This is a genomic window from Pseudonocardia xinjiangensis (genome assembly GCF_012911925.1).
Lineage (GTDB): Bacteria > Actinomycetota > Actinomycetes > Mycobacteriales > Pseudonocardiaceae > Pseudonocardia > Pseudonocardia xinjiangensis.
This window is the reverse complement of record NZ_JAAXKY010000186.1, coordinates 1-12,640: the sequence shown is the minus strand read 5'-3', so window position 1 is coordinate 12,640 and position 12,640 is coordinate 1. Positions and strand designations below refer to the sequence as shown.

Below are 12,640 nucleotides of genomic sequence, written 5' to 3'. Positions count from 1 at the left end.
GCCCCGCCCACCACAGACGTGCGGGTCGTCCGCCGCGACGGCACCGTGTCGGCATTCGACGCGACCAAGATCTCGGTGGCGATGTCCAAGGCCTTCCTCGCCGTCGAGGGGAGCGACACCGCGAGCTCGTCGCGGTTGCACCACCTGGTCGAGGAGCTCACCGCGCAGGTGCAGCACGCCCTGCTGCGCCACACCGATCCGGGCAGCGTGGCGACGCTCCACATCGAACAGATCCAGGACCAGGTCGAGCTGGCGCTCATGCGCGGCGGCCACCACAAGGTGGCCCGCGACTACGTGCTCTACCGCGAGGAGCACGCTCGTTCCCGGACGGCCCCGACGCCGCCGACCCCGCCCGCGCTGCAGGTCACCGACCTCGACGGCACCCTCCGCCCCCTGGACTGGGCACGCCTGGAGGACCTGGTCGCCGAGGCCGTCGCCGGGATCGCCGACGTCGACGCCGAGCCACTGCTCGGCGAGACCCGGCGCAACCTCTACGACGGCATCACCATGGGCGAGCTCGCCCTCGCACCGATCATGGCGGCGCGCAGCCTCGTCGAGTCCGAGCCGAACTACTCCGCCGTGGCCGCCCGGCTGCTGCTCGACACCTTGCGCACCGAAGCGCTGTCGCACCTGTCCGGTGATCGTGAGCACGCGAGCCAGGACGAGATGGCCGCCCGCTACCCCGGGTACTTCCGGCGCTATCTCGAGCGAGCCGTCGTGCTGGAGCTCGCCGACCCGGCCTTGCAGACCTTCGACCTCGACCGGATCACCAGCGCGGTCCGGCCAGAGCGCGACCTCGACTTCACCTTCCTCGGGCTCCAGACGCTCTACGACCGCTACGTCCTCCATGAGCACGGGGTGCGCTTCGAGCTGCCGCAGGCGTTCTTCATGCGGGTGGCGATGGGGCTCGCCCTGAACGAACAGGACCGCGAAGCGCGGGCGATCGAGTTCTACGAGCTGCTGTCCTCGTTCGACTTCATGACGTCCACGCCGACGTTGTTCAACGCCGGCACGACGCGCCCGCAGCTGTCGTCGTGCTTTCTCACGACCGTCGACGACGACCTCGACTCGATCTTCCAGGCCTACCGGAACAACGCCCTGCTGGCGAAGTACTCCGGGGGCCTGGGCAACGACTGGACGCCGGTGCGGGGGCTCGGTGCCCACATCAAGGGCACCAACGGGCAGTCCCAGGGTGTGGTGCCGTTCCTCAAGATCGCCGGTGACACCGCGATCGCGGTGAACCAGGGCGGCAAGCGCAAGGGTGCGGCCTGCGCTTACCTGGAGACGTGGCACATCGACGTCGAGGAGTTCCTCGACCTGCGCAAGAACACCGGCGACGACCGACGCCGCACCCACGACATGAACACCGCGAACTGGGTGCCCGACGAGTTCCTCCGCCGCGTCGAGGCCGACGGCGAGTGGACCCTGTTCTCCCCCGACGAGACCCCCGACCTGCACGATCTGTACGGCACGGCGTTCGCCGTCCGCTACCGGGAGTACGAGGCAGCGGCCGACCGCGGCGAGATCCGGGTGTTCCGCAGGCTCCGCGCGGTCGAGCTGTGGCGGCGGATGCTCACCATGCTGTTCGAGACCGGGCACCCGTGGATCACGTTCAAGGACCCGTGCAACCTGCGCTCCCCGCAGCAGCACGTCGGCGTGGTGCACTCGTCCAACCTGTGCACCGAGATCACCCTGAACACGCGCGCCGGCGCCGACGACGGCGAGGTCGCCGTCTGCAACCTCGGCTCGGTCAACCTCGCCGCCCACGTCGGCCCCGACGGGCTCGACACCGCGAAACTCCGGCGGACCGTCCGCACCGCTGTACGCATGCTCGACAACGTGATCGACATCAACTTCTACACGATCCCGCAGGCGCGCCGGTCCAACCTGCGGCACCGTCCGGTCGGGCTGGGGCTCATGGGTTTCCAGGACGCGCTGTTCGCCCAGGGCATCCCGGTCGCGAGCGAGGCCGCCGTCGAGTTCGCCGACCGCAGCATGGAGCACCTGAGCCACCACGCCATCGCCGCGTCGAGCGACCTGGCCGCTGAGCGCGGCCACTACCCCACCTACGACGGCTCGCTGTGGAGCCGGGGCATCCTGCCGATCGACTCGGTCGCCCTGCTGGCCGCCGCCCGCCGGGACGACGACCTCGACGTCGACACCTCCACCACCCTCGACTGGGACGCCCTGCGGGAGCGGGTTCGCGTGAACGGGATGCGCAACTCCAACGTCATGGCGATCGCGCCCACCGCGACGATCTCCAACATCTGCGGGGTCGGGCAGTCCATCGAGCCGCAGTTCCGCAACATGTTCGTGAAGTCGAACATGTCCGGCGAGTTCACCGTGCTCAACCCGTATCTGGTGCGCGATCTCAAGGCACGCCGGCTGTGGGACCGGGTGATGGTGGCCGACCTGAAGTACTTCGACGGCAGCCTCGGCCAGATCGACCGGGTCCCCGCCGACCTCAAGGCGCTCTACGCCACCGCCTTCGAGATCGAGCCCCGCTGGCTGGTGGAGGCCGCCTCGCGCCGGCAGAAGTGGATCGACCAGGCCCAGTCGCTCAACCTCTACCTCGCCGCCCCCAGCGGCCGGGCACTCGACGAGCTCTACCGCCTGGCCTGGCACAAGGGTCTCAAGACCACCTACTACCTGCGCACACAGGGCGCCAGCCACGTGGAGAAATCCACCCTGCGCGGCACCGACGGCAAGCTCAACGCCGTACCCGCCGCTGCCCCACCCGCTCCCCCGCTGCCGGCGGACCCGCCGCTCACCGACGGCGCCGCCTGCCGGATCGACGACCCCGAGTGCGAGGCCTGCCAGTGACCAGCACCCCGCTCCCCACGACCGGACCGGTCATCACCGGTCTCGGCGCGATCGACCGCGGCGCCGGCCGGGTCGCGGCCGACGCCAAACGGATGATCAACGCCCGCGCCGACGTCAACCAGCTCCTCCCCCTCAAGTACGGGTGGGCGTGGGAGAAGTACCTGGCGGCCTGCAGCAACCACTGGATGCCCACTGAGGTCTCCATGCAGGCCGACATCGCGCTCTGGCGCTCCCCTGACGGGCTCACCAGCGACGAACGGCTGCTGCTCACCCGCAACCTCGGCTTCTTCGCCACCGCCGAGTCCCTGGTGGCCAACAACGTCGTGCTCGCCGTCTACCGCCACCTCACCAACCCCGAATGCCGCCAGTACCTGCTGCGCCAGGCATTCGAGGAGGCCGTGCACACCCACACGTTCCAGTACGTGTGCGAGAGCCTCGGCCTCGACGAGGGCGAGCTCTTCAACATGTACCGCGAGGTGCCCTCGATCACCGACAAGGACGCCTGGGCCCTCCAACACACCCGCCATCTCGCCGACCCCGGCTTCACCACCGGCACCCCCGACGCGGACCGCGCGTTCCTGCGCGACCTCGTCGCGTTCTACGTCGTGTTCGAGGGAATGTGGTTCTACACGGGTTTCGCCCAGATCCTGTCCCTGGGCCGCCGCAACAAGATGGTGGGCATCGCCGAGCAGTACCAGTACATCCTGCGCGACGAGTCGATCCACCTGAACTTCGGCATCGACTGCATCAACCAGATCAGGACCGAGAACCCCCACCTGTGGACCCCGGCATTCGCTGACGAGATCCGCGGCATGCTCGGCGAGGCGTGCGAGCTGGAGATCACCTACGCCCGCGACACCCTCCCGCACGGGGTGCTCGGGCTCACCGCCGACGCCTGCGCCCAGTACATGCGGTTCATCACCGACCGCCGCGCCCACCAGATCGGGCTCGCTCCCCTCTTCGGGGAGACCGACAACCCCTTCCCGTGGATGTCCGAGGCCATCGACCTGAAGAAGGAGAAGAACTTCTTCGAGACCCGCGTCATCGACTACCGGACCGGAGGCGCTCTGGACTGGGACTGAACGAGGCGCAGCGTCCGCCGGGCGGGCGATGATCCGCCCGCCCGGCGGTCGGCTCAGCCCGTGACCAGCGCCGCGACGACCATGCCGGTACTGACCGATCCCCCGGCCAGCACGTGCCCGCCCGTACCCAGCACGGTGGCCGTGCCGACCGCTACCGCGGAGCGCAGCAGCCGGCGGGGTGGACAGGTGGACGGCATCGGTCGGTCAGGCCATGCCCAGCAACATGACGGCCATCGCGCCGCTCATCACCACATGGGCCACAACGGACGCGGTGAGCGGGGCGGCAGGCGCCGCGGTCACCGTGGTCCCGGCCGGAGCGACGGCAACGGGTGCCGTGGCGACGGGCACGGCGGTGCGGGCGTACACGGTGCGCACGATGTCGGCGACGAACCAGGCCGCGAAGATCAGCGCGAGCATCGTGACCAGCAGGCCGGGGGCTCCCCCGCCACCGCCGTGGTGGGCGTGCTCCGGGGCGACGGCCCCGGTCGCCGTCGGCGCGCCGTGCCCGTGCCCGCCGAGCAGCATGAACAGCATCGCGGCCGCCCCCACCACGTGCTGGCCTGCCTCGTCCAGCAGCGATCCCCCGCGAAGTGCCGCCGCGCCGAACCAGGCGCCGGACACGAGGAAGACCGCGACCCAGAGCGGCTGCGGGAACGGGTCGGCCGACGGGAGGAACATCGCGGCCATCCCCAGCCCCATCGCGGCGTGGGCACCGGAGGCGACCGGTGCGTGCCGCCTCCCGAGCAGGACCAGATGGAATGCCGCCACCGCGAGACACGCCAGGCCGAGTACAGGATCCAGCCACGGCGTGAGACCCGATCCCATGCGCAACTCCTCGTCGTCGGTGCCGGGGGCCTCCACGAACCGACGGCGAGGCTAACCATGTGCAACCGTCCGGATCTATACGGTCACGGGGTAGGGGCGCGTCTGGAGGCGCTTCCGCTGCGGCGAGGGGCTGCGCCGGCCCGTCCGCCGCGACCTGAGGGCGAAAACTCGCAAACGGCTGTCTCCGGTAGGCCGAATGGCGTAGCCCCAAACCGTTCATCGCCCTCGTAACGGCGCACACCGCCGAGAAGACTCAGGTTGGCAACGATGCCGCAACCAGGCTCCAAGGTTGCCGCCGTGGACCCATCCCCCACCGAGAAGGATCGGCCTGCGGTTGCCCGCGCGAACGCCGGACGCGTCGCCGCCTTCCTTGCGGTGCTCGCCCTCACCGCGGCGGGCGGCTGGCAAGCCGGCCGCGTCTTCGCCCCCGCTCCACCCCCGCAGGCATCGCTTCCCGCGACGACGTTCACGCACGGCCACCCGTGACGACCGAGGCGGCACCGCTCGAGGAGTTCCCCATGACCGACCCCACCACCCGTCCCCGCCGATGACGGCGACCCTCCCGGCCACCGCCGCCGAGACGGTGGAGACGGAACTGCTCGTCGAGGGCATGACCTGCGGCGCCTGTGCGGCGCGCATCGAGCGCAAGCTGCGCAAGCTCGACGGTGTGCAGGCGAACGTCAACTACGCGACCGGCCGAGCGGCCGTCGTGCACGGCGGCACGGTGACCGTCGACGACCTCGTGGCCGCGGTCGAGCGCGCCGGCTACCGGGCTTGGCAACCGGATCCGGCCACGCGGGACGACGAGGCCGAGGCTGCCCACGAGCGTGACCTCGCCGCCCTGGGGCAGCAGCTCATCGCCTGTGGGGCGCTCGCGGCGCCGGTGATCGTGCTGTCGATGGTTCCCGCGCTCCAGTTCCCGCTCTGGCAGTGGACGGCGCTCGGCCTGACCACGCCGGTCGTGCTGTGGGGCGCGCTGCCGATCCATCGCGCGGCACTGGCGAACCTGCGGCACGCGGCCGCCACCATGGACACCCTGGTGTCGCTCGGGACCCTCGCGGCGTTCCTCTGGTCGGTCTACGCCATGGTGTTCGGCACGGCGGGCCTGCCCGGACTCACCCACTCCTTCGAGCTCACGCTCGCCCCGGCCGACGCGGCAGGGCAGATCTACCTCGAGGTCGCTGCCGGGGTCACGACGTTCGTGCTCGCCGGGCGCTACCTGGAGGCGCGGGCCCGCCGACGCTCGGGCAGCGCCCTGCGCGGCCTGCTCGCGCTCGCCGCGACCGACGCCAGGGTCCTGCGCGACGGGCGGGAGCACCTCGTGCCGGCCGACCGGCTCGCCGTCGGCGACACCTTCGTGGTGCGGCCGGGTGAGAAGGTCGCCACCGACGGAGTGGTGGTCGACGGCTCCTGCGCACTGGACACGTCGGCGATCACCGGGGAACCGGCACCGGCCGACGTCGCACCGGGCGACGACGTGATCGGCGGGTGCGTCGCACTCGGAGGGCGCCTCGTCGTGCGGGCGACCCGCGTCGGGGCCGACACCCAGCTCGCGCAGACGGCCGCCCTCGTCGAGCGGGCCCAGAACGGGAAGGCCGCCGTCCAACGCCTCGCCGACCGGGTGTGCGGCGAGTTCGTGCCCGTCGTGCTCATGCTCGCCGCCGCCACCTGGGGGTTCTGGACCGGCGCCGGCGCGGGTGCGGCCACGGCCTTGGCGGCCGCCACGGCCGTCCTGATCGTCGCCTGCCCGTGTGCGCTCGGGCTCGCCACGCCCACCGCGCTGCTGGTCGGCACCGGCCGGGCGGCACAGCTCGGCGTGCTCGTCACCGGGCCGGCGGTGCTGGAGTCCACCCGGCGCATCGACACCATCGTGCTCGACAAGACCGGCACGGTGACGACCGGCGAGATGACCGTGACCGACGTCGTGGCGGCCGACGGTACGAACGTCGACGAGGTGCTCGTCGTGGCCGGCGCGCTGGCCGGCACGTCGACGCATCCCGTGGCGCAGGCGGTCGCCCGCCACGCGGCAGGCAGCGACGGACGGACCGGCCCCGAGGTACGCGACGTCGTCTCCCTCGACGGGCTCGGCATGCGAGGCGTGATCGACGGCGAGGAGGTCCTGCTCGGCAGGCTCTCCCTGCTGCAGCAGCGCGGCATCCCGATCCCCGACACGTTCGCGGAGCCGCTCACCGAGGCCGCGGCGAAGGGGCGCACCACCGTGGCGGTGGCCCGGGCCGACCGGGCCACCGCAGTGCTCGTGCTGTCCGACACCATCCGACCGACCAGCGCCGACGCGATCGCCGAGCTGCGCCGGCTCGGGCTCGAACCGGTGCTCCTCACCGGCGACGGCGTGGGCGCCGCTCGGGCGGTCGCCGACACGGTCGGGATCACCACCGTCCTGGCCGACGCACTTCCGACGGACAAGGTCGACCACATCGCCCGGCTGCAGGCAGAGGGCCGGGTGGTCGCAATGGTCGGCGACGGCATCAACGACGCCGCCGCGCTGGCCCAGGCCGACCTCGGTATCGCCATGGGCACCGGCACCGACATCGCGATCTCCGCCGCCGACATCACGCTCGTCCGCGCCGACCTCACCGCGGCCGTCGACGCCGTCACGATCTCCCGCCGCACTCTTACGGTCATCAAGGCCAACCTCACCTGGGCCTTCGGCTACAACATCCTCGCCCTGCCCGTCGCGGCCGCGGGGATGCTGCACCCGATGCTCGCGGGAGCGGCCATGGTCGCCAGCTCCGTCCTCGTCGTCACCAACAGCCTCCGGCTCGGCGGCCGGGTTCGGACGCGCGGGAGAGGGGCGGCGGTCCGCCCGGCGCCCCTCTCCCACGCGGCAGGAGAGTCAGCTCCTGCGAGCAGCGGTGGCTGCTGACACGAGGTTGCGCAGCGCCGCCACCGTCTCCTCCTCACCGCGGGTCTTCAGGCCGCAGTCCGGGTTGACCCACAGCCGCTCGGGCCCGACCCAGTGCTGCGCCGTGTGCAGGAGTGCCTCGATCTCGGCGACGTCGGGCACCTGCGGGGAGTGCACGTCGTAGACGCCGGGGCCCAGGCCGCGCGGCACCCCGGGACCGATCTGGGCGAGCACCTCCATCTTCGACCGGGCCGCCTCGACCGTGGTGACGTCGGCGTCGAGTCCGTCGATCGCGCCGACGACCTCGGCGAACTCCGAGTAGCACAGGTGCGTGTGCACCTGGGTGGAGTCGGCCACTCCGCCGGTGACCAGCCGGAACGCGTCGACCGCCCAGTCCACGTAGGCGGGCCGGTCGGCCGCGCGCAGCGGCAGCAGCTCCCGCAGCGCCGGCTCGTCCACCTGGATGATCCGCAGCCCGGCGGCCTCCAGGTCGCGCACCTCGTCGCGCAGCGCCAGCCCGACCTGCCGGGCGGTCTCGCCGAGCGGCTGGTCGGTACGCACGAACGACCAGGCCAGGATCGTGACCGGGCCGGTGAGCATTGCCTTGACCGGCTTCGCGGTGAGCGACTGCGCGTAGGTCGACCAGCCGACGGTGATCGGCTCGGGGCGGCTGACGTCGCCGTGCAGGATCGGGGGCCGCACGCAGCGGCTTCCGTAGGACTGCACCCAGCCCAGGTCGGTGGTGGCGAACCCGGCGAGGTGCTCGGCGAAGTACTGCACCATGTCGTTGCGCTCGGGCTCCCCGTGCACGAGCACATCGAGCCCGATGTCCTCCTGCAGGCGCACCACCCTGGCGATCTCGGCCCGCATCCGCTCGACGTACTCGGCGTCGTCGAGCCGGCCGGCCCGGTGCGCCGCCCGGTCGGCCCGGATCGCGCCGGTCTGCGGGAACGAGCCGATCGTCGTCGTCGGCAGCGGGGGCAGGCCCAGGTGCGCGCGCTGGGCGGCCACGCGTCGTTCCGCGCTGCCCCGCCGATAGTGGCCTGCGCCCAGGGCATCGAGCCGGGCCCGGACCCGCTCGTCGCGCTGCGCGGGAGCCGCCACTCCCCCTGTCTCGGCGAACTCCCCTGCCACGGCGTCGCGACCCTGGCGCAGCGCGCGGGAGAGCAGCACGACCTCGCGGACCTTCTGCCGGGCGAACGCCAGCCGTTCCCGCAGGTCCGGCGCCAGCGCCGGCTCGGCGTCGAGGTCGTAGGGCACGTGCAGCAACGAGCACGACGTGGCGATCTCGACCCGGCCCGCCGTGCCGAGCAGCGTGGCGGCGGTGGCCAGCGCCGCGTCCAGGTCGGTGCGCCAGACGTTGCGGCCCTCGACGACCCCGGCGAGCACGGTCTTGTCGCGCAACGCGGGCGCGGCCGCCGCGCTGTCGGCCCGGCCGGCGACGAGGTCGAGAGCCAGCGCTTCCACCGACGTCCCGGCCAGCACCGGCAGCGCCGGGCCGAGGTCGCCGAAGTAGCTCGCGACCAGGATCCGCGGCCGGTCGGCCAGCTCACCGAGCCTTCGGTACGCCCGTCCGAGCGCGTCGATCTCCGCCGGGCTGCGGTCGGCGACGAACGCCGGCTCGTCCAGCTGCACCCACTCCGCACCGGCGGCGGCCAGCTCGGCCAGCACCTGCCCGTACACGTCCAGGAGCGGCTCGAGCAGGTCGAGCGGGACGAAGCCGGCGGGTGCGCCCGGCGCCGGCTTGGCGAGCAGGAGGAACGTGGCCGGACCGATGATCGTCGGCCGCGTCAGGACTCCCTGCGCGAGCGCCTCGGCGAACTCGTCGAGCGGCTTGCGGTCGGCGAGCGCGAAGCGGCTACCGGGCCCCAGCTCGGGCACCAGGTAGTGGTAGTTGGTGTCGAAGAACTTCGTCAGCTCCAGAGCCGGGACGCCCTCGTGCCCGCGGGCCATCGCGAACATCTCGTCGAGCGGGGTCAGGCCGAGTGCGGTGAACCGCTCGGGCACCGCGCCGACGACCCGAGCCACGTCGAGCACCTGGTCGTAGAAGGAGAAGGTGTTCGACGGCACCGAGTCGAGCCCCGAGCCGGCGAGCTCCGCCCAGGTGTCGCGGCGCAGGTCCGCCGCCACGGACTGCAGCTCCTCGGCCGAGGATGCTCCGGACCAGTAGCGCTCGACGGCACGCTTGAGCTCCCGGCGCGGACCGATCCGCGGATATCCGAGCACGGTGGATCCAGGGGTCTGAATTTCTGACACTTGCTCTCTCCTCGCGAGCGCGGTCGACGCGCACCAGGCGGTGCGCGTGCCGGCGGCAGGTCTTCGGACTCGCGGGCACACACCGACCTGGTGCTCCTACTGGCCGTCGCTTCCCAGGCGCTCGCGCCCAGTGCTTCGTGACGGCGGTCGTTCCCACTCACCGCTGCGGGGGCAGTCCCGGACTCCCACCGGGTTCCCTGTTGCCTCGGACGGTGACCCGCCCGAACCGTCGGTATCGCGGACATTAGTGGTGTGATCACAAAACTTCACCACCAGGTTTGTTGTCCGGCACCGTGACACCCCGACGGACGCTGGTGTCCACCACTGAGTGGCGGTTCCCGCCGCATCGGCCAGGGCTCGGACCGGGGCCCTCACCGATGCGACCGGCCGCTGCGCAACGCGATGCTGTGTCAGCCGCACGACGGCGCGCACCTCGTCCACCTTCACGCGTCAACACGAGCCCGACCCCCACGCGCCCCTGCGTCAGGGGCGCTCGCCGGCGTGGTCGACCTGCTCCGCTCGGCAGCAGCCCTTCAGCAGTCCGCCCGACCGAATGGTGCATCCATGACCCTCGACCGCAATGACGTCCCACGATTGAGCCGGATCGAGGATCGGATCGAGGAAGCCCTGTCGTTCCGCCCTCCAGCACCTGATCGAGCCGGAGTAGCCGGCCGGAGCTCCGCGCTCGACGGCACCGACCCCGTCCAGATCTCCGACCCGGCCGGCCGCGACCGGGACACCACCGCGCTCGTCGTCACCGTGGCGGTCCAGCTGCTGTGGGACATCGTGCACCGCGCGTACTACGCCGAAAGCCCCGACGCGGACCTCCCACCGGCTCGTAGCAGCGCCGGTTCGCCCGCTGGTCGCTCGCGCCACCGAGGGCGGGACGACGCTCACGCTCGGTCCGTACGCCGTGGACGAACCGCGTAGCCAGAGGGCATCAGCACGATCGCGCCCGCAGCCGGTGCCGCGTAGGACGGTTCGCCGGCAGCGGCCGTCGGCGGCGCCGTTGTGACAGAGTGTCCGGGGCGCCGGCAGGTCGGCGCCGTAGCGGACCTGGCGTCGCGGCCGACCACGCCTGTATCAGGGCGAAGAACTGACCGGCCTTCAGCGGCGCCGGTCGACGTCGCGCCGTGCTCGACGAGCAGAGCGACGTCACGATCGGGACGGCGGGGCGGCCGCACGACGCCGTGCCGGTCCCGGGAAACGTACTCGCCCATCTGGAGCAACATGACGAACTCGGCGTCGTCGGACCATCTCCAACACCTCCGGGACCGCGCAGGCCACGAGCTCGCCTCAGCACTGGACCGCATCCCGTTCCGGCGGGCGCACGTGCTCATCCTGGTGCTGGTCGCGGTCGGCACCCTGGTCAATGCGATCGAGGAGTACGACGTCGGACTGGCCGCGCCCCTGATCGCCTCCCAGTGGTCGCTGTCCAACGCCCAGGTGGGGCTGCTGACCACGGTGACGTTTGCCGGTATGGCGATCGGGTCGCTGATCGCCGGTGTCACCGGCGACCGCTACGGGCGGCGCATCACCATGATGTACACCCTCGCGCTGTACACCGTGGGCGCGCTGGCCGCGGCGTTCTCCCCGAACTTCGTCTGGTTGCTGGTCGCCCGGTTCGTCGTGGGGATCGGGCTCGGCGGTGAGCTGAGCACCGGAATCACCCTGGTCGCGGAACTGATGCCCACCAAGTTCCGGGGCGCCGCCGTGGCCACGGTGAACGTCGCGGGCGGCGGTCTCGGAATCTTCGCCTCCTCCGCACTGGGTGCCCTCATGCTCGGCCCGCTGCAGGAGACCCTCGGCGGACCCACCGTGGCCTGGCGCTGGCTGCTCGGCGTACTGGCGGTCCCCGCGCTTCTGGTGCTCGCCTACCGCTGGTTCCTGCCGGAGTCGCCGCGCTTTCTGCTGGTCGACGGCCAGGTCGACGAGGCCAACAAGGTGCTGACCCGGCTGGCCGCGAACCGGCTGCGCCCGCTACCTGGCATGCCGACCACCCGCTACATCGACGCGGTGGAGGGCGCGCGGCTACCTCGGCAGCGGGTGCGGCTCAAGGAGGTGTTCCAGGGCCGGCTGGCCCGCAACACGGTGGTGATCTGGGTGGTGGCCGCGATGACCTTCGGCGCTCAGGTGACCGTCACGGTGTTCATGCCGACCGTGCTGGTCTCGCGGGGCCTGGACGTGTCCACCTCGCTCGTCTACACCATGATCATCAACGTCGGCGGGTTGGTGGGCGCGGTGCTGGCCAGCATCTTCGGCTACTGGTTCAAGCGCCGGGTGGTGCTCGGATACGGCTCGGCCGTTGCGGTCGTCGTCGCGATCGTGTTCGCGACATCGCCAATGGTGCTCGTGTTCGGCGGCCTGCTGCAGCTGATGTTCATCCTGCTCAACACCACGACCTTCATCTGGGCGACGGAGCTCTACCCGACCAGGATCCGGGCGTTCGGCACGGGCGCCATGGTGACCGTGCTCCTCCTGTCCGCCTCGCTCGTGCCGCTGCTGGCGGGGGTGATCGTCGACGCCGCCGGCACGGTCGGTCTGTTCGTCCTGGTCGGCGCGATGTACGTGATCATGGCCGTCGCCGTGGGGTTCGGCCCGGAGACCCAGGGACGCTCGCTGGAGGAGTGAGGAGTGCGGTCGGCCTGCTCGCAGCGCTCAGCGGAGCTGTCGGCGTGAGGTGATGTTGAGTTTGCCGAAGATCTTGTGGAGGTGGTACTCGACGGTGCGGGGACTGATGAACAACCGGGCAGCGATCTCGGGGTTGGACAGTCCGTCGCGGACCAGCCGC

The 12,640-nt window shown here is 71.6% G+C and carries 10 protein-coding genes and 1 riboswitch; of the genes, 6 read left to right on the top strand and 4 right to left on the bottom strand.

Annotation, left to right across the window (positions count from 1 at the left end; all coding sequences use genetic code 11):
- Window positions 1-18: 18 nt before the first annotated feature.
- Together HF577_RS33430 and HF577_RS33425 are read left to right on the top strand one after the other, a co-directional pair.
- The gene (locus HF577_RS33430) at window positions 19-2,823 is read left to right on the top strand and encodes a ribonucleoside-diphosphate reductase subunit alpha (RefSeq protein ID WP_169399999.1); all 2,805 of its coding nucleotides are present in this window, start codon (window positions 19-21) and stop codon (window positions 2,821-2,823) included.
- Window positions 2,820-3,905, top strand: a complete 1,086-nt coding sequence (locus HF577_RS33425) for a ribonucleotide-diphosphate reductase subunit beta (protein WP_312859548.1) — start codon at window positions 2,820-2,822, stop codon at window positions 3,903-3,905. The genes HF577_RS33430 and HF577_RS33425 overlap by 4 nt, the downstream gene beginning before the upstream one ends.
- Before the next feature lie 53 nt (window positions 3,906-3,958).
- On the opposite strand, the gene HF577_RS33420 is transcribed toward HF577_RS33425, so the two are convergent.
- A complete protein-coding gene (locus tag HF577_RS33420; protein ID WP_169399997.1) occupies window positions 3,959-4,102 on the bottom strand; it encodes a hypothetical protein in 144 nt (47 codons plus the stop codon).
- Between the two features lie 7 nt (window positions 4,103-4,109).
- Window positions 4,110-4,730, bottom strand: coding sequence for a DUF5134 domain-containing protein (locus HF577_RS33415; RefSeq protein ID WP_169399996.1), 621 nt, complete (start codon window positions 4,728-4,730; stop codon window positions 4,110-4,112).
- Between the two features lie 297 nt (window positions 4,731-5,027).
- Here HF577_RS33415 and HF577_RS33410 point away from each other — a divergent pair, with 297 nt between their 5' ends.
- Window positions 5,028-5,216: a hypothetical protein gene (locus tag HF577_RS33410; RefSeq protein ID WP_169399995.1), complete on the top strand. Its 189-nt coding sequence runs from the start codon at window positions 5,028-5,030 to the stop codon at window positions 5,214-5,216.
- Window positions 5,217-5,277: 61 nt separating this feature from the next.
- Entirely contained in the window at window positions 5,278-7,614 is a 2,337-nt protein-coding gene (locus HF577_RS33405; protein WP_169399994.1) for a heavy metal translocating P-type ATPase, read from the top strand.
- Here the strand turns inward: HF577_RS33405 and metE are convergent.
- The gene (gene metE, locus HF577_RS33400; RefSeq protein WP_312859547.1) at window positions 7,585-9,849 is read right to left on the bottom strand and encodes a 5-methyltetrahydropteroyltriglutamate--homocysteine S-methyltransferase; all 2,265 of its coding nucleotides are present in this window, start codon (window positions 9,847-9,849) and stop codon (window positions 7,585-7,587) included. The two genes, HF577_RS33405 and metE, sit on opposite strands and share 30 nt — an antisense overlap.
- A 37-nt stretch (window positions 9,850-9,886) precedes the next feature.
- A riboswitch (cobalamin riboswitch) is annotated at window positions 9,887-10,095 on the bottom strand.
- Window positions 10,096-10,413: 318 nt separating this feature from the next.
- Here metE and HF577_RS33395 point away from each other — a divergent pair.
- Complete coding sequence (locus HF577_RS33395; RefSeq protein ID WP_169399993.1) at window positions 10,414-10,779, top strand: hypothetical protein; 366 nt, start codon at window positions 10,414-10,416, stop codon at window positions 10,777-10,779.
- Between the two features lie 300 nt (window positions 10,780-11,079).
- On the top strand, window positions 11,080-12,480 hold the full coding sequence (locus HF577_RS33390; protein ID WP_169399992.1) for an MFS transporter: 1,401 nt from the start codon (window positions 11,080-11,082) through the stop codon (window positions 12,478-12,480).
- A 27-nt stretch (window positions 12,481-12,507) separates the two neighbouring features.
- Here the strand turns inward: HF577_RS33390 and HF577_RS33385 are convergent, their stop codons facing one another.
- The gene (locus HF577_RS33385; protein ID WP_281359929.1) at window positions 12,508-12,636 is read right to left on the bottom strand and encodes a helix-turn-helix domain-containing protein; all 129 of its coding nucleotides are present in this window, start codon (window positions 12,634-12,636) and stop codon (window positions 12,508-12,510) included.
- Window positions 12,637-12,640: the final 4 nt, after the last annotated feature.